Raw genomic sequence first — 17,181 nt, forward strand, 5'->3', positions numbered from 1 at the left:
GTTATGGCTGCTTCTTGTCTATTAATTTGTATATACATATAAACTTGACGGCGAACTATCATGGATAGAGTACTGACAAACCTGAACATGGTAACAATGCATCCTGAGAATGGTTACCAACTCATTAACAACGCGATGATTGGTATTCAGGACGGTAAAATTATGTTTGCGGATTGCGCAGGCATACATGATCTTCACGGTCATCCGGATGTTATTGACTGCCATGGAGCGCTGGCCACACCCGGCTTTATTGACTGTCATACTCACCTTATTTTCGCCGGCAACCGTGCTAATGAATTCGAACAACGCCTGAATGGCGTTCCTTATGAAACTATCGCCAAAGCAGGTGGCGGGATCCTGTCCACTGTCAACGCAACCCGTAATGCAAGTGAAGATGAACTGTATGAACTTGCACTTCCTCGCCTGGAAGGCCTTAAACGCGATGGTGTGACAACTGTCGAAGTCAAATCCGGATATGGCCTCACCCTAAAAGATGAGTTGAAAATGCTACGAGTTGCCAGGCAACTTGGTAATCAGCCTGATATAAAAGTTTCAGCTACTTTATTAGCTGCTCACGCCCTGCCTCCGGAATTTGCCAACAACGGTGATGGCTATATTGATCTCATCTGTCAGGAAATCATCCCGGCTGCCGCAGAGCAAAAACTGGCTGATTCTGTCGATGTCTTCTGTGAAGGGATCGGGTTCAGCCCGGAGCAATGCCAGCGTGTATTTACCGCCGCCAAAGCACATAACCTGAAGATAAAAGGCCATACCGAGCAACTTTCTAACCTCGGCGGGAGCGCGATGGCTGCACGCATGGGTGCAACATCCGTCGACCACATTGAATACCTCGACAGTGAAGGTGTCGCAGCCTTAGCGGCATGTAATACTGTCGCCACCCTGTTACCCGGCGCGTTCTACTTTTTAAGAGAGACTCAACAGCCACCTGTTGACCACCTACGTCGACTCAATGTGCCTATAGCTATCGCCTCTGACTTTAACCCCGGCACATCCCCAATCGCTTCACTACGTACCATGATGAACATGGGCTGTACCCTGCTCAGGCTGACACCGGAAGAATGTTTACGCGGCGTGACGGTGAATGCCGCTCAAGCACTTGGCCTTCAAGAAATGCGCGGACAAATCCGCGTAGGCATGGAAGCCGATTTAGCGTTGTGGAATCTGGAAACTCCGGCCGAACTTTCTTATCGCCTCGGCGTTCCTGATCTTATTGCCCGGATCGTTGATGGCCACCTGTTCCCGGCAAACGGAGGTAATCATGACCACTGATAACCCGGGAGCACAAATCGATATGAGTGTCTGGCAAGGTCGCAGCGATCCGGAAGATGGCGAAAAAGGCTTGCACTGGCACCAAAAGATTCTACCGGCAGATCAGGCCAATGAAGGTGGCATCATGCTGCTTGGTTTTGCCTGTGATGAAGGCGTATCACGCAATAAAGGGCGAACAGGCGCTTATCAGGCCCCAGTAGAAATCCGAAAAGCACTGGCAAACCTGGCTTGGCATCACAGTGAGCCGGTTTATGATGGCGGAAATATCTGCTGTAACGACGGTAACCTGGAACTGGCTCAACATCGGCTCGGTGAAGATGTGTGCCGGGCATTACGCCAACGGCATAAAGTCATCGTTTTCGGCGGTGGACATGAAGTGGCATGGGGAAGTTTTCAGGGAATTGGCAATTACCTGATACAAAAACAACATGTCATCTCATCTGAGAACAATCAGTTACCTTCGGAAACAAACACAAAATCAGCGCCAAGAATCGGCATTATCAATTTTGATGCTCATTTTGACCTTAGAAACCCACCGACAGGTCAGCAATCTGAACAAGGCAGCTCCGGCACTCCGTTCCACCAAGTAGCACGCTTTTGTGAGCTGCAAAGCTGGCCATTCAAATATGCCTGCCTTGGTTTGAACCGAGCCGGAAACACACAGGCTTTATATGAAAAAGCCGATCGCCTTGGTGTGTACTACAAAGATGACACCGAGCTCACCTATGCCAACCTCGCCAATACCATTGATGCACTGAAAACTTTTATTGAAGGCTGCGACCATCTCTACCTGACGATAGACATTGATGTATTCCCGGCAGCCGTTGCACCGGGAGTTAGCGCACCAGCTGCCCGCGGTGTGTCACCGGACATTATTGAGCAACTGCTGGCACCGGTACTGGAAGCAAAAAACAGACATGGCGCGTCAAAAATTCTGGTCGCCGATTTAGCTGAATTTAATCCACGTTTTGACATCGACAACCAAACTGCACGGCTGGCAGCAAGGCTGGCCTGGACAATAGCACGTGCTATCCGCTAATCCGGAAAAAGCACCGCAAGGAGAGCAAAATGACGCATGCAACGTCTCGACAAAACCCTCGTTTAGATGAAACCAGAATTATCATTGCCCCTACCGGAACGAAGCTGAACGCAAAGTCATGGCTAACTGAAGCCCCGCTTCGGATGTTGATGAACAACCTTCATCCTGATGTTGCCGAACATCCCCATGCATTAGTGGTATATGGTGGTATTGGCCGAGCAGCCCGTAACTGGGAATGTTACGACAAAATTGTTGAAGTGCTGAAACGTCTGGAAGACAACGAAACTTTACTGGTCCAATCCGGTAAGCCTGTCGGTGTTTTCAAGACACACGCCAATGCGCCACGCGTTCTTATTGCCAACTCCAACCTTGTTCCTCACTGGGCAAACTGGGAGCACTTCAACGAGCTCGATAAACAGGGCCTGATGATGTACGGGCAAATGACTGCTGGGAGCTGGATCTACATAGGTTCACAAGGCATTGTTCAGGGCACCTATGAAACTTTTGTCGCTATGGCCCGCAAGCACTTTAACGGTGATGCTTCAGATCGCTGGATCCTCACCGGAGGACTGGGCGGTATGGGCGGAGCCCAACCTCTGGCGGCGACAATGGCCGGCTATTCCATGATTGCCGTTGAATGCGACGAATCCCGAATCGATTATCGCCTTCGTACCGGCTACGTCGACTGCAAAGTTAACAACCTGGATGAAGCCCTCGCTATCATAGAAGAAGCAAAACAAACAGGTAAACCTGTTTCCGTTGCTCTTCTGGGTAACACAGCTGACATTTATCCTGAAATCGTCAAACGCGGCATCGTACCGGATGCGACAACCGACCAGACTTCCGCGCATGATCCACTGAACGGCTATTTACCAAAAGGCTGGACAATGGAATATGCCGCCGAAATGCGACAGAAAGATGAAGCCGCAGTAGTGAAAGCAGCCAAAGCGTCGATGGCTATTCAGGTTCAGGCCATGCTGGATCTGCAAAAAGCGGGTTCTGCTACCGTCGACTATGGCAACAACATCCGCCAGATGGCCTTTGAGGAAGGTGTCAAAAACGCATTTGATTTCCCGGGCTTCGTGCCGGCTTATATAAGACCTTTATTCTGCGAAGGCGTTGGTCCTTTCCGTTGGGCTGCACTATCCGGTGACCCTGAGGATATTTACAAGACAGATCAAAAAGTCAAAGAGCTGCTCCCGGATGATCCACACCTACACAACTGGCTCGATATGGCTCGTGAACGCATTCATTTCCAGGGACTACCGGCACGCATTTGCTGGGTCGGACTAAAAGATCGCGCCCGCCTTGGTAAGGCCTTCAACGAAATGGTCAAAAATGGCGAACTGAAAGCACCGATTGTTATTGGTCGCGACCATCTAGACTCAGGCTCCGTTGCCAGTCCGAACCGGGAAACAGAAGGCATGATAGACGGCTCGGATGCAGTTTCAGACTGGCCACTGCTTAATGCCCTTCTGAACACGGCTTCAGGTGCTACCTGGGTATCCCTTCACCATGGTGGCGGCGTAGGAATGGGCTTCTCTCAACACTCAGGCATGGTCATTGTCTGTGACGGTTCTGACGAAGCTGATATGCGAGTAGCCCGAGTATTACACAACGACCCTGCAACTGGTGTTATGCGTCATGCAGATGCCGGCTACGATATCGCCGTCAATTGCGCAAAAGAGCAAGGGCTGGATTTGCCGATGCTCGATATTCACCACGAAACTCAGTAATTAACGACAGCAAAAAGGAAGTTGTATGTACCAGTTAGAAATCAACCCGGGCAAGCTGTCTCTGAAGCAGCTCCGTGAAGTCAGCTGCAATCAGGTGACACTGTCACTAAACCCTGCTGCACTAAAAGACATGGAAGCAAGCACAAATGCTGTCGAAAAGATCATTGCTGAAGACAGAATCGTTTATGGCATCAATACGGGCTTTGGCCTGCTTGCCAACACGCGTATCGCAGTTGATGACTTGGAAACCCTTCAGAGAAGTATTGTCCTTTCCCATGCCGCAGGTATAGGCGACTTTATGGATGATGCAACCGTTCGCCTGATGATGGTGCTGAAAATCAACAGCCTGGCTCGCGGCTACTCTGGTATTAGCCCGCTGGTTGTTGATGCCCTTATACAGCTCATCAATGCAGAAGTTTATCCGTGCATCCCGAAAAAAGGTTCGGTCGGAGCCTCCGGTGATCTGGCTCCATTAGCGCACATGAGCACAGTTCTGCTAGGTGAAGGCCAGGCTCACTACAAAGAAGAAGTAATATCCGGCTCAGAAGCACTTCATATTGCCGGGCTGGAACCTATCACACTAGCCCCCAAAGAGGGCCTTGCTCTACTTAATGGCACCCAGGCATCAACGGCCTTTGCGCTGGAAGGACTGTTTGCCGCAGAAGACCTGTTTGCGTCAGGCATTGTCTGCGGCTCTATGTCGGTAGAAGCTGCACAGGGCAGCCGCCGTCCTTTCGATCCGCGTATCCACAGAGTTCGTGGACATCGCAGCCAGATTGATGCCGCTGATGCTTACCGCCATATGCTGGATAAAGAAAGTGAAATCGGCCTTTCTCACAAGAAGTGTGAAAAGGTTCAGGATCCATATTCACTTCGCTGCCAACCTCAGGTTATGGGCGCCTGCCTGCAACAAATCCGCCATGCCGCCGATATTCTGGAAATCGAAGCTAACTCGGTATCCGACAATCCGTTAGTATTTGCAGAAGATGATGACATCATTTCAGGTGGTAATTTCCATGCTGAACCGGTGGCGATGGCTGCGGATAATCTGGCTCTGGCCATTGCCGAAATTGGCAGCCTCTCAGAACGCAGGATGGCACTGCTCATCGACAGCACCCTAAGCAATCTCCCGCCTTTTTTAGTCGATAACGGCGGAGTGAATTCAGGCTTTATGATTGCGCAGGTAACTTCAGCAGCATTGGCAAGCGAAAACAAAACTCTCGCCCATCCGGCTTCTATTGACAGCCTGCCGACATCTGCCAATCAGGAAGATCATGTATCAATGGCAACATTTGCAGGACGACGCCTTGGTGATATGGCAGACAACACCCGCGGGATCCTGGCCGTTGAACTTTTGGCTGCCGCTCAGGGGATTGACTTCCGAAGCCCGAATAAAAGCTCAGAACGAATCGAACAGGCCAAATCGACCCTGCGTGATCGCGTCAGCTTTTATGACAAAGACAGGTATTTTGCACCAGATATCGACAAAGCAAATACACTGCTCAAAGAAGCAATTTACAACGGTCTTATGCCCGCCAGATTATTGCCCAGCCTTTAATCTTCTCAAAAAGCCGGAAATAATTCCGGCTTTTCATTAATTTGTCATGTTATCCATTCAACTTTTTTGTGTTCGTTTGGCTATTATTAAAACGTTATTGTCCAAATGTTCAGGCCAAAAGCTTGATTAGGGCAAAATTATTTGCTCAATTAATCAGCTAAGATGTTGACGAGACACTTATTATCTTGATCAGCCGTGGAGGGTGCTATGTGGCAAGCGATTTCTCACCAGCTTTCAGACGTCTTAGGTAGATCCTTTAAAATTACCGAGAAAGAACCTCTGGAAGGCGGTGATATCAATGAATGCTACTGTATTGGTGATGGCAATGAGCGCTTCTTTCTTAAGATGAATGATCGCGAACAGCTTGCTGTATTTGAAACAGAAGCAGAAAGCTTACGTATGCTTAACGAAGCCGACTGTGTACAGATTCCTCAATTTATTCACCTAGGCACAACTCGAGATAAATCCTTTCTTATCCTTAATTATCTGCCAACCAAAGTTATCGATAATGACTCCGCCTATACGCTGGGTCAGGATCTGGCTCACCAACACAGGTGGGGAGAACAGGCAGAATATGGCTTTGATTTCGATAATTTCATTGGCCTGACACCGCAACCGAACAAATGGCGCAGACGTTGGTGTCGGTTCTTTGCCGAACAGCGCATCGCATGGCAGTTACAACTCTGCAAAGAAAAAGGAATAGATCTCGGCAATATTGACACCATCACCAGCCAGGTAATTCAGCTACTGATGCACCACCAGCCGAAACCTTCCCTACTCCATGGCGACCTCTGGCATGGCAATACCGCGTTGACCGTAACTGGCCCCATCATATTTGACCCGGCCAGTTATTGGGGAGACCGTGAATGCGATATCGCCATGACCGAATTGTTTGGTGGTTTCCCTTCAAGTTTTTACGAAGGATATCAGTCTGTCTGGCCTTTAGATGACGGATATCAAGATCGACGTGATCTATATAATCTATACCATGTCCTTAATCACTGTAATTTGTTCGGCGGAAGCTACATCGCTCAGGCCGAACATATCATCGAGAGACTTGGCCTTCTTGGCTCAGGTTAAAAGTGAGAACTAATTTCCGAACAGGTTTCTTCTTAATTTAGAAGCCTGTTCATCCTATATGTTATGTTCCGGTGCCTCTGGCGCCTTTTTTATTGAGAATTAAAGATCCATGCTACAAGCTGCAGTTTTTGATATGGACGGCCTGTTGGTCGATTCCGAACCCTTCTGGCAACTGGCCCAAGTCGATGTGTTCTCTTCTCTTGGCGTCAAAATTGAACAAAAAGACACACTGCAAACAATGGGTTTGCGTATCGATCAGGTTGTAGAATTCTGGTTTGGTAAACAACCATGGGAAGGCGCAGACTGCGCAACAGTCACAAATATGATCGTGGCTCGTGTTGAAGAACTGATCAAAGAACACAAGCCTATGTTACCCGGAGTATGCGAAGCCATTAATGCATGCGAGCAATACGGCCTGAAAATCGCCCTTGCCTCTTCGTCACCAATGAGCCTGATACAGGCAACTTTGGAAGCGCTATCGCTTGAAGACAAATTCTCTGCTGTATTATCTGCCGAAGCTCTCCGTTACGGTAAACCTCATCCGGAAGTGTATATCAATGCGGCAGACGCACTGGGTGTTGCACCTCAGGCCTGCGTTGCCTTCGAAGACTCCGTGAATGGACTGCTGGCAGCTAAAGCAGCACAGATGAAAGGAGTTGCGGTACCTGAAAAAGCGTATGCTGATGATGCTCGTTGGGCTATTGCAGACAAAAAACTTACCTCGCTTCACGAAGTAAATCAGCAACTGTTCGCCAACCTTTAATTCGCTGATAATTTTATAAATGATGTAAAGACAACCCTATTTGTCTTTACATCAAATTTCGTTCATTTTTCCTGCCTGTTAATGTGCCTAAACTGACTTTTTATTAAGCTCGTTGAATCTTATAAAATTAAAAAAAGCCACCTTTAAATGCATTTTTTTGCACTTCCATTATTCATTTACCCAGAACTTCAAAAGATATCAAACTTTACAGTTAATTCTCGGCAAAAAGGAATAGCAAACGCTAAAGTTTAGATAGAGCAATTCATTAAGTTAATTATTACAACTGGTTCCTGCCAGATAAACGTGCATCGCACATTGAAAGGAGTTCAATATGAAAAATATCTCAGAGCAAAGTGTTGTCTGCCCGCACTGTGGACACAATATAAGAATTACACTTGATGCAAGCGCAGGTAGCCAGGAGTTTTATGATGATTGTCCAGCATGTTGTCATGCCATTCATTTAACAATGGAAGTGGATGAGTTACACAAAACAATTAATTTGTTCGTTGACGCTGATGACGAGCAAATATTTTAAATAATAATCAAATTATATATTTACGAGCGAAACATCACAAAAACAAATCCCTACAGACTGACTGTAGGGATAAAGATATTTATTCAGTCTTTACAAGAAGCATTAATACAGACAAACGCATTATAATGCTTTTTCTGCCAACACCCTTTCGACTGTATCAACTATCGCTTGTGTTTGTGGATCAATCTCGATATTTACAACATCTCCAATCTTACGTTGACCAAACAAGGTTCGATTTAAGGTTTCAGGGATCAAGTGAACACAAAAGCAATCCTCTTTAACCTCACCAATAGTCAACGAACAACCGTCAATACCGATATAGCCTTTACGAAGAACATATTTGGAAAAATCGGCTGGTAACTTAAACCATACTGTACAGTTATTTGGTGTCGTAATAATGTCGCAGATTTCCGTCGCCACATTAATATGTCCAGACATTGAATGGCCGCCAATTTCATCACCAAACCTAGCCGCACGTTCTACGTTGACATGATCACCAACCGCTAAGAGCCCGAGGTTAGTTACTCTTAATGTCTCTTGCATCAGATCGAATGCAACTAGGTCATCTTGAATGTCTGTAACTGTTAAACAACAACCGTTGTGTGCCACAGACGCCCCGGTTTCAAGGCCAGATAATAATTCAGATGGCATACGAATCACATGCGTTTGAAAGCGGTCTTTTTTCTTAATATCCACCACTTCAGCTGTACCCTGGACAATACCGGTAAACATAATCTCTCCTCTGAATCTTTATACTGGCATGGCTGTAAATATTACCTGACAGGATATTTAACAACCACACAAACCATTTTTGCACTGTGCCGCAAATTACACGTGTGACATTTGTAACATCACCCAGAACAATATATCCTTCAATCAAATACCGCGAAGAAATGATATTCCCTTCAGGCCCAAGGATTACGAATGTTAAGCAGACTACCCAAAAACCTTGGCCTTCGTATTCAACTCATCCTGACATTGTTTGTCCTGCTGACAGCAACGCCAATTGGCCTGTTATGGTACCACAGCTCAGAGCAGGTTCGTTTGCAAACGGTTGAAAAGTTATATCGTTATTCCAGCCAGACAATTCAAGCACAACTCGATGATTTTTTCGCAGAAGCCCGACTCGTGTACCAGCATCAGCAGAGGATCATCGATCAACTCCCTGACATAATAAAAGACAGAGATCAGCTGTTGTCACATCTCGAAAATGTCCTCAACCATCATTTCAACATTGATTATTACTATTTTGGTAATAATCAAGGTGGATTGCTGTCTCTGGGGCAAGGTGATGACAGAAGCTTCATTATGTTCGAGTCTGATAACAACCAGGCAGGCCCTCTCACCAGCTATAAGAATAAGCTTGATGGTGAAGCCATTAAAGTTATAGGTAAAACAAAACATTATGACGCCAGGGAACGAGACTGGTACCAACGCGCATTACAAACAGATCAAGCAATCTGGAGTGATATCTATCCCGGTGCCATTGACAGAAATATGCTGGGTATCACCCTATCTAAAGTATTACGTGATAAAAATGGCGTGGTACTCGGTGTCTGGGGAGTAGACCTTACACTTTCGAGAGTAATACGTGAGCTTCAGTTGGCTAAACCGAGTCCGAACAGCACTGTAGCTCTACTTAATTCCAACGGAGACATTCTCGCCAGCAGTAATCCCAAACATGGTCCACGACAAGGCAAACTCATTAATGTGCTCTCTGAGCGCGCTCCGATTTTGAACCAGATCTGGCCTTCTGTCAGAACAAAGAAGCCAAATCAGGAAAGTGTGATAGAGTCCTTCGACTTCGATGGTGAACCCTGGCTGAATTTTCATTCCAGCTATCCTTTGGGGAAAAATCGCTCGGTCAGTATTGTCTTTTACTCGCCTGAATCAGATCTCACCAAAGACATTTTAGAAGCAAAAGATTATGCCATTATCATCACGATACTGATGACCACTTTAGCGATCTATTTCGGATCCGCAGCAACAAAATACATTCTCACTCCAATAAGAAAGCTGACCCGGGCTACAGAGCAAATCAGCCAGGGAAAATGGACCCATAAGATTCAACTTGATCGTGATGATGAAGTGGGACAACTTGCCCGCTCTTTTAACCATATGACCACGAATCTCGAGGCGACTATCACTCAGCTTGATACTCAGAAACAAGAAACAGAACGGCTGAATGTCTTGCTTGAAAAACAAAACCTCAAGCTTGAAGAGCGTGTCCGAGCAAGAACTGAAGAACTAAGTGCCCTCAATGCCCGCCTGCGTCAGCTAGCCAACTTTGATCCATTGACAGGTATAGCAAACCGTCGCCATTTCTGGGAAATGTTTGCCAACCGGGTAGAGAGCAAACACGGCTGGCTGCTTATTCTGGATATTGATGACTTTAAGCAGCTAAACGATGCATACGGACACATGACGGGTGATTTAGCCTTACAGCATTTCACTCAATGTTGTACAGCCTGCCTGGGTGAAAATGATTTTATGGGCCGTATTGGTGGCGAAGAATTCGCAATCTGGTCTGAAGCACAAACCATAGAAGCAATACAGGAATTAACTGAGATCATTTTTGACAACATGAATTCGTCACCGCTTCACTCAGTCGGCAACCAAATACATCTGACCGCCAGTATCGGAGGTACCGACTGTTTTCCTGGAAAAGTAAACGCCTACGCTATTGCAGACAAAATGCTCTACCAAGCCAAACAGACAGGGAAAAACCGGGCTGTTATTGACTGCAGTTCGATTCCGGACAAGCCAGCCTGATATATTAGATATGTTGCATCAGAGCATACTTTTCTGCCTCCCTTCCCTTACTCTGTAAGGGAACTCATCATACATAAGTACCGTTCAATCACACACAACAGAACAAAAGATACACAAATACAACCTTCTGTGAATAATTTAAGAGCAAAGAACTTTCTTTAGTTTGTAACCCCCCACTGAACCATATATTCTCCGCATGCTCTACATACAATACATAAATAAAACATCTATAAGACTCAACACACTTCAATGCTTAGCCCATTTTCCAATAATCTGGTTCTGAGAATTCAGCTAACCTTAACACTGTTTATTTTGCTAACAGCACTGTCTGTTAGCCTCTTGTGGTACCACAGCTATGAGCAGGATCACCGCCTAACCGTCGAAAAGCTCTATCGCCACTCCAGTGAAACTATATACAACAAGCTCGATTCCTTCTTCTCGAAAGCACATGACGTCTATCTGCATCAGGAAGTTATACAAAATCAACTTATTGATATAGTTAAAGACAAACCTCAGCTTTTGGTATACCTGACCAATGCCCTTAACCACCATGAAAACATTGATTACTTCTACTTTGCCAATACTAAGGGCGGCCTGATTTCTGTCGGCCAGAAGCTAAAACAACACTTTGTTCGTTTTGAATCCGAAAATGATGGAGCAGGCCCGTTACTCAGCTATCGCACATCATATTCAGATGAGTCCGATGCATTCATCAACCGCATTAAGCATTTTGATGCCCGCCAAAGAAGTTGGTATCAAAATGCCTTAAACACAAACTTGCCTATATGGAGTGATGTTTACCCGGGGGTAGTCAATAACGAACTGCTTGGCATTACACTCTCGAAGTCGATACACGATCAAAATGGAGCGCTGATCGGTGTCTGGGGAGTAGACTTAACTCTTGCCAGTATCGAAGAAGCCCTGCTAAACGCCAAACCCAGCAAAAACAGCACAGTCGCTCTGATCGATACAAATGGTGATATCTTAGCAAGCAGTGACAGCACCCACGCGGCCAAAAACGGCAAGCTCATGAATATCGCCTCTGACCCAACATCACTATTGGGCCAACTTTGGCCTACTCTGAATAAGAATGGGCAGGACCATACGTCTATTCAAACATTAGATTTCATGAGCGAAACCTGGCTCAACTTTCATACTCACTTCCCATTGAGCAAAAATCGTTCTGTCGCCATTGTCATTTATTCACCACAATCAGAATTTACTCAGGATCTAATTCAAACTAAGCACTACACATTCATCATTGCAGCACTCATTATTATGATTGCCGTGTACTACGGTACCCGCAGAACTGAGAAGCTACTGACACCGATTCGACAATTAACAAAAGCGACAATAGAGATCAGCCTGGGTAACTGGTTACAACAAATTCCCGTTATACATCATGACGAAGTAGGCAAACTAGCGGCTTCATTTAATAAAATGGCTATTCATCTGGAGTCCACTATTACCCAGTTGGATAAACAAAAACAGGAAACCGAACGTCTGAACCAAAGGCTGGAAGAGCGCGTTCGCGAAAGAACACGAGAGCTGATCGCTGTCAATCAACAACTTCGTGAACTGGCAAACACAGACCCACTTACCGGCATTGCCAATCAACGGTTCTTCTGGGAAACATTCTCACACCACTCAGAAAAAAAGAATGGATGGCTGCTGATCCTGGATATTGATGACTTTAAGAAGCTGAATGACACCTTTGGTCATGTTACCGGTGATCTTGCACTCAAACACTTTACCCGAGTATGTGAAACCTGCCTGTCCACCAGCGACATCATTGGCAGGATTGGCGGCGAAGAGTTCGCAATCTGGTCTGAATCCGATGAAGTTGAAACCCTCACTAAACGCATTCTACTAAAACTGAAACACAGTCCACTTTATGTCGATGGCTGTCAACTCAAGCTCAGTGCGAGTATTGGTGGTACTAACTCTTACCCAGGAAAAATGAACTGCTATGCCATTGCAGATAACATGCTGTACAAAGCGAAGCTTGCCGGTAAAAAACAGGCTGTGATTGATAACGATATGAATAAATAAGACGCATTCAATACAGGCGAGCTATAAGAAAAAGACCCCATACGCTTTCTGGTCTGATAAAAGCCAATCTGGCAATTGTATCAATACTGGGTGGCGGTATAATTTACCGCTCATCTCAAATGTATTACTAATCACGCATCAGGAGCATTCTGTGCACAATTACAGGCGCGAGACCCGCCACCTATTAAAGCTTGCTATCCCCGTTCTTATTGCGTCTGTCGCTCAAACCTCTATGGGTTTTGTCGATACCGTTATGGCCGGTGGTGTCAGCGCAACAGATATGGCAGCTGTATCTGTAGCAGCCAGCATCTGGCTACCCTCTATTCTTTTCGGTGTCGGTTTGCTGCTTGCCTTAGTACCTATTGTTGCTCAGCTGAATGGCTCCGGAAAAAAAGAGCGTGTCGCGTTCGAAGTCCAGCATGGCTTTGTTCTGGCATCAATCATCTCTGTTCCAATCATGCTGGTGCTCTACAACGCTGGTGTACTGATTAAATTCATGGATGTCGAAACAGCGTTGGCAGTAAAAACTGTCGGCTACATGCATGCGGTCCTGTTTGCCGTTCCGGCATTCCTGTTTTTCCAAACCCTGAAAAGCTTTGCTGAAGGCCTGTCGATGACAGTGCCGGCTATGGTGATCGGCTTTATCGGCCTGGGCGCGAATATTCCGCTGAACTGGATTTTTGTGTACGGAAAATTCGGTGCGCCTGAACTCGGCGGTGTCGGTTGTGGTGTTGCAACAGCGATTGTTTACTGGCTGATGTTTATCTCTATGTTGATTTATGTATTAGTCAACAAACGCCTGCAAAAAGCGAACCTGTTCACCTCCTGGCACAAACCTCAGTTCAAGGCGATTTCCCGACTTTTCAAACTAGGCTTTCCGATTGCGGCATCCATTTTCTTTGAGATTTCACTTTTTGCCGCCATTGCACTTTTGATCTCACCTCTGGGTTCCATTACTGTCGCTTCGCACCAGGTCGCGATTAACTTCTCTTCCCTGGTTTTCATGTTACCAATGAGCTTGGGGGCGGCACTGAGTATCCGTGTCGGTCATCTGCTGGGTGAGCAAAACCTTCAAGAAGCAAAAATTGCCAGCCACTGTGGCCTGCTGATCGCCCTATTGATGTCAATGACAACAGCTATCCTGACAGTCCTTTTCCGAGAAGAGATCGCCCTGCTCTATACAGACAACCCAGACGTAATTGCCCTTGCTGGTCAATTACTTTTCCTTGCGGCTGTTTACCAGTGTACTGATGCGATTCAGGTGGTATCAGCCGGTGCATTACGCGGATATAAAGATATGCGCGCTATTTTTGTTCGCACCTTCATTGCTTACTGGATTCTGGGATTACCTATTGGCTACACCTTAGGCATGACTGACTGGGTTGTTCAGGCCATGGGGCCTCACGGATTCTGGATTGGTAATATTATCGGCCTGAGTTCTGCAGCAGTCATGCTGGGTTCGAGGCTTCACTGGGTACAGAAGCAAGACAATGATTTCCAAATCGCAATGTCACTCCGATAACAATCAGGCTCTCAACTCGATAAGTTGAAAGCGATAAAATCATTGAATTAACAAAGGCGGCCTGAGGTCGCCTTTCCTTTTTCCCCTCTCCTTCACCATACTTATATCAGCATAAGTATTTGAACGTTCAATGGCGTTAAATCATCAATGGGTAATCCATTACCTATTCGCGTACGTATTCCGATTGCTGTTCTGAAAAATCATAAAGGTAGCGAATGCTGAGCCGCCAGACTCTATACCCACTGTTTCTCACACTCTCTTTACTCACTCTACCCGGTTGTGAGCGAAACACAGCGGAAGAAAGCTTTGAAACTTATCATTCCAGGCTGGCTAACGTACTGGATGTCTCACCCTCCCCGGCTCCGGAAACTCAAATCATTCAGTTGGCAGATATTCGAGACTTGCTTATACCGATTGAAGATATTCGAATGGGGTTGCTTGATGCTTATGAGTTGAGAAAGTGCGGGCTGTTCCATTTAATAGCGGAAAGGAACTCCGTACTGGGGAAGGTACAAGACAGAACTCATCAGCTCCGTTATGAGTTACTGTTTATGGGCGGACTGGAACATTGCATCGACACATTGCCACAGGACTCAGAACTACAACCGGAACTTGTTAACTTCCGCCAGCTAAAACGAAAGCAACTCCCGGTCTACTTCTGGAACATGCTGACTTCAGGTAAAGAGTGGCGACAACAACTGAGGATCACCAGCCTTCCTTTTGCACTTAACAACTTCCCCGGCAAAGCAGAAAATCAGGAAGCAATACGATATTTAGATTTCGTTTATCAAGCGATTCAAGGCAATCAAACCGTACAGCAAAAACAAGCCGAACGCTTACTTTTTCATCAGGAGCAAATTCATACCCATCGATACTTCGGACAATTGGTTTATTCGATTACGCGTTCAAAGGACTGGCTGAATACTACCACTCGGCTTCTTGAGGAAAACGAATCCATCGTCATTTGCGGAAAGAATCGAAATCAACAGAAAGCCGAATATCTGAACAATGTGTTCTACCGATTCTTTGTCACTGAGATCCAACCCTATCTGGCAGAACTCGATTCTCAGTTCAACGAGATCCGAGAACCACTACAAACAATCTTGCAACCACCGAATTCAGCCACGGAACAATATACCTCCTACTACAATCATTACGTTGCCGGGGAATTACATGACAGTTTCAGAGAAGCAACAATGGCACACGTTCAATTTTGGCAACGCACCTTCAAACGCTGTCAGATAAAAATCGGGATTTGATACGGTAGCGAATAACAGTCTTAGCGACTATTCTTGAAAAATCAGGCTTTTAATTCATTCTGATTGGCTCTAAGATGTCGGCAGGACGATACCCATTCGCTCAGTTTATCCGAGTGGATGAACTCAGCAAATCAGTATTGCAAGGAGCAGGCAATGAAGAAACACAAGAACGAAGCCAAGTTGCTAAAGAAAGCCCTTGAATTGGGTATGGCCCTAGCGAAAAAGCAAGGATATGGCGATCTAGACAAAACCGTCTCTTCCAAGGACAAGGTGGAGTGCATCTATCGACTGTTAGTTGAAGTCAAACAAATCACCCCGCTCGCAACCGATCAGGAAGATGGTCCGAATATGAAACACAAACTCGTATTATGGATCTCGCGTTTGTTACCGCCGGAGCACGAACTATTACAGTAACCTCAACCAATTCAATTACCTGTCAATTCACACACGTTTAAGGTAGGAAACATGCGGCGCGTTGTATTCAATCAAAAAGGTGGCGTTGGTAAATCAAGTATTGCAGCTAATCTGGCCGCGCTCAGTGCAGCCCAAGGATATAAAACATTACTTGTCGATCTCGATGTTCAGGGCAACAGCAGTCATTACCTTGGCCACGACATCAATCAGGAAAGTAAAACCACAATAGCCGATTTACTTAATCAAAGCGTTGGCTGGTTTACTGTCTCCACTCCGATTAATGAATTTCCCCAACCGACAGCCTTCGAAAACTTAGACATCATTCCATCAAGCCCTAAACTGGAAAAACTCGAATCCGAATTGGAACGCCGCTACAAAATCTACAAACTCCGCGACGCACTTGATACTCTGGAAAAAAATTACGATCGCATTTACCTGGATACACCGCCTAACCTTAACTTCTTCAGTAAAGCCGCGCTTATCGCAGCTCAACGACTTCTGATCCCCTTTGATTGCGACAGTTTCTCCCAACAGGCATTGCTGACACTGCTTAATAATCTGGCTGAACTAAGGGAAGATCATAACCCGAAGCTTGAAGTGGAAGGTGTTATCGTCAACATGTTTAATGCTCAGGCAAACTTTCCTTCGCAAATCATTGCCGATTTAAAGGAACTTGGATTACCAATCCTGGAGCCATACCTGCCGCAATCAATCAAAATGAAGGAATCTCACTACCACCAGAAGCCGCTGGTGCACCTGTTCCCAAGCCATAAGCTCACCACTCACTTTGAGCAGCTTTATAATGAACTGGAGAAAAATGAGGTTAAATTAACCGCAACAGAGAGTTAGTTTTGTTCAATGATTGCGTTACTGTACAAATAGTTAGCGCAATCTGTGACACCAGTTGCTCAACCGGCTGTCTTTTTGGATAAACAGTAATCAAGCGGTTGTTTTTTTCTGATTTTATCGAACCTTGCACTTGAACAGGTGGAATGAAGTGTTTAATATCCCCCTTGTTCTAAGGGAACACCGGATAATGCGACTGTAGCTCAGCTGGTTAGAGTACTACCTTGACATGGTAGGGGTCGGTGGTTCGAGTCCACTCAGTCGCACCAATTCTCTTACATGAACTAAAAATTTGCGTCTGTAGCTCAGCTGGTT

At 45.9% G+C, this 17,181-nt stretch carries 14 protein-coding genes and 1 tRNA gene; 14 read left to right on the top strand and 1 reads right to left on the bottom strand.

Annotated features, from left to right (window positions below):
* Positions 1-60: 60 nt before the first annotated feature.
* From hutI to C942_RS20610, 7 genes are all read left to right on the top strand, one after another.
* Positions 61-1,290 carry an imidazolonepropionase gene (gene hutI, locus C942_RS20580; RefSeq protein ID WP_007469883.1) on the top strand — a complete coding sequence of 410 codons (1,230 nt, stop codon included), beginning with the start codon at positions 61-63 and terminating at the stop codon, positions 1,288-1,290.
* Positions 1,280-2,329 carry a formimidoylglutamase gene (gene hutG, locus C942_RS20585; protein WP_007469885.1) on the top strand — a complete coding sequence of 350 codons (1,050 nt, stop codon included), beginning with the start codon at positions 1,280-1,282 and terminating at the stop codon, positions 2,327-2,329. Before hutI ends, hutG begins: the two co-directional genes overlap by 11 nt.
* A gap of 29 nt (positions 2,330-2,358) precedes the next feature.
* Positions 2,359-4,065 (top strand): urocanate hydratase, encoded by a 1,707-nt coding sequence (hutU, locus tag C942_RS20590; RefSeq protein WP_007469887.1) that lies wholly within the window; start codon positions 2,359-2,361, stop codon positions 4,063-4,065.
* A 25-nt stretch (positions 4,066-4,090) separates the two neighbouring features.
* On the top strand, positions 4,091-5,623 hold the full coding sequence (gene hutH / locus C942_RS20595) for a histidine ammonia-lyase (protein ID WP_007469889.1): 1,533 nt from the start codon (positions 4,091-4,093) through the stop codon (positions 5,621-5,623).
* Positions 5,624-5,830: 207 nt separating this feature from the next.
* Entirely contained in the window at positions 5,831-6,703 is an 873-nt protein-coding gene (locus tag C942_RS20600) for a fructosamine kinase family protein (RefSeq protein WP_007469891.1), read from the top strand.
* Between the two features lie 109 nt (positions 6,704-6,812).
* Positions 6,813-7,466 carry a hexitol phosphatase HxpB gene (hxpB, locus tag C942_RS20605; protein WP_007469893.1) on the top strand — a complete coding sequence of 218 codons (654 nt, stop codon included), beginning with the start codon at positions 6,813-6,815 and terminating at the stop codon, positions 7,464-7,466.
* 331 nt (positions 7,467-7,797) lie between these two features.
* Positions 7,798-8,001: a CPXCG motif-containing cysteine-rich protein gene (locus C942_RS20610; protein WP_007469894.1), complete on the top strand. Its 204-nt coding sequence runs from the start codon at positions 7,798-7,800 to the stop codon at positions 7,999-8,001.
* Between the two features lie 120 nt (positions 8,002-8,121).
* Here the strand turns inward: C942_RS20610 and C942_RS20615 are convergent, their stop codons facing one another.
* Positions 8,122-8,733 carry a riboflavin synthase gene (locus C942_RS20615; protein WP_007469896.1) on the bottom strand — a complete coding sequence of 204 codons (612 nt, stop codon included), beginning with the start codon at positions 8,731-8,733 and terminating at the stop codon, positions 8,122-8,124.
* A 192-nt stretch (positions 8,734-8,925) separates the two neighbouring features.
* Between C942_RS20615 and C942_RS20620 the strand changes: the two genes are divergently transcribed.
* From C942_RS20620 to C942_RS20650, 7 genes are all read left to right on the top strand, one after another.
* On the top strand, positions 8,926-10,773 hold the full coding sequence (locus tag C942_RS20620) for a diguanylate cyclase (RefSeq protein WP_007469898.1): 1,848 nt from the start codon (positions 8,926-8,928) through the stop codon (positions 10,771-10,773).
* A 249-nt stretch (positions 10,774-11,022) separates the two neighbouring features.
* A complete protein-coding gene (locus C942_RS20625; protein WP_007469899.1) occupies positions 11,023-12,825 on the top strand; it encodes a diguanylate cyclase in 1,803 nt (600 codons plus the stop codon).
* 151 nt (positions 12,826-12,976) lie between these two features.
* Positions 12,977-14,347 (top strand): MATE family efflux transporter, encoded by a 1,371-nt coding sequence (locus tag C942_RS20630; RefSeq protein WP_036801348.1) that lies wholly within the window; start codon positions 12,977-12,979, stop codon positions 14,345-14,347.
* Between the two features lie 215 nt (positions 14,348-14,562).
* A complete protein-coding gene (locus C942_RS20635) occupies positions 14,563-15,606 on the top strand; it encodes a DUF3080 domain-containing protein (RefSeq protein ID WP_007469903.1) in 1,044 nt (347 codons plus the stop codon).
* A 153-nt stretch (positions 15,607-15,759) separates the two neighbouring features.
* Complete coding sequence (locus C942_RS20640) at positions 15,760-16,020, top strand: DUF5062 family protein (RefSeq protein ID WP_007469905.1); 261 nt, start codon at positions 15,760-15,762, stop codon at positions 16,018-16,020.
* Positions 16,021-16,071: 51 nt separating this feature from the next.
* Entirely contained in the window at positions 16,072-16,869 is a 798-nt protein-coding gene (locus C942_RS20645; protein ID WP_007469907.1) for a ParA family protein, read from the top strand.
* A gap of 189 nt (positions 16,870-17,058) precedes the next feature.
* Positions 17,059-17,135: transfer RNA gene (locus C942_RS20650), tRNA-Val, on the top strand.
* Positions 17,136-17,181: the final 46 nt, after the last annotated feature.

Origin of the sequence: Photobacterium marinum (genome assembly GCF_000331515.1) — a bacterium.
GTDB lineage: Bacteria > Pseudomonadota > Gammaproteobacteria > Enterobacterales > Vibrionaceae > Photobacterium > Photobacterium marinum.

What these genes read in the sequence shown, in the direction of transcription:
- hutI (WP_007469883.1), top strand. Translation starts at nt 61, where the DNA reads ATGGATAGAGTACTGACAAACCTGAACATGGTAACAATGCATCCTGAG.
- hutG (WP_007469885.1), top strand. Translation starts at nt 1,280, where the DNA reads ATGACCACTGATAACCCGGGAGCACAAATCGATATGAGTGTCTGGCAA.
- hutU (WP_007469887.1), top strand. Translation starts at nt 2,359, where the DNA reads ATGACGCATGCAACGTCTCGACAAAACCCTCGTTTAGATGAAACCAGA.
- hutH (WP_007469889.1), top strand. Translation starts at nt 4,091, where the DNA reads ATGTACCAGTTAGAAATCAACCCGGGCAAGCTGTCTCTGAAGCAGCTC.
- C942_RS20600 (WP_007469891.1), top strand. Translation starts at nt 5,831, where the DNA reads ATGTGGCAAGCGATTTCTCACCAGCTTTCAGACGTCTTAGGTAGATCC.
- hxpB (WP_007469893.1), top strand. Translation starts at nt 6,813, where the DNA reads ATGCTACAAGCTGCAGTTTTTGATATGGACGGCCTGTTGGTCGATTCC.
- C942_RS20610 (WP_007469894.1), top strand. Translation starts at nt 7,798, where the DNA reads ATGAAAAATATCTCAGAGCAAAGTGTTGTCTGCCCGCACTGTGGACAC.
- C942_RS20615 (WP_007469896.1), bottom strand. Translation starts at nt 8,733, where the DNA reads ATGTTTACCGGTATTGTCCAGGGTACAGCTGAAGTGGTGGATATTAAG.
- C942_RS20620 (WP_007469898.1), top strand. Translation starts at nt 8,926, where the DNA reads ATGTTAAGCAGACTACCCAAAAACCTTGGCCTTCGTATTCAACTCATC.
- C942_RS20625 (WP_007469899.1), top strand. Translation starts at nt 11,023, where the DNA reads ATGCTTAGCCCATTTTCCAATAATCTGGTTCTGAGAATTCAGCTAACC.
- C942_RS20635 (WP_007469903.1), top strand. Translation starts at nt 14,563, where the DNA reads ATGCTGAGCCGCCAGACTCTATACCCACTGTTTCTCACACTCTCTTTA.
- C942_RS20640 (WP_007469905.1), top strand. Translation starts at nt 15,760, where the DNA reads ATGAAGAAACACAAGAACGAAGCCAAGTTGCTAAAGAAAGCCCTTGAA.
- C942_RS20645 (WP_007469907.1), top strand. Translation starts at nt 16,072, where the DNA reads ATGCGGCGCGTTGTATTCAATCAAAAAGGTGGCGTTGGTAAATCAAGT.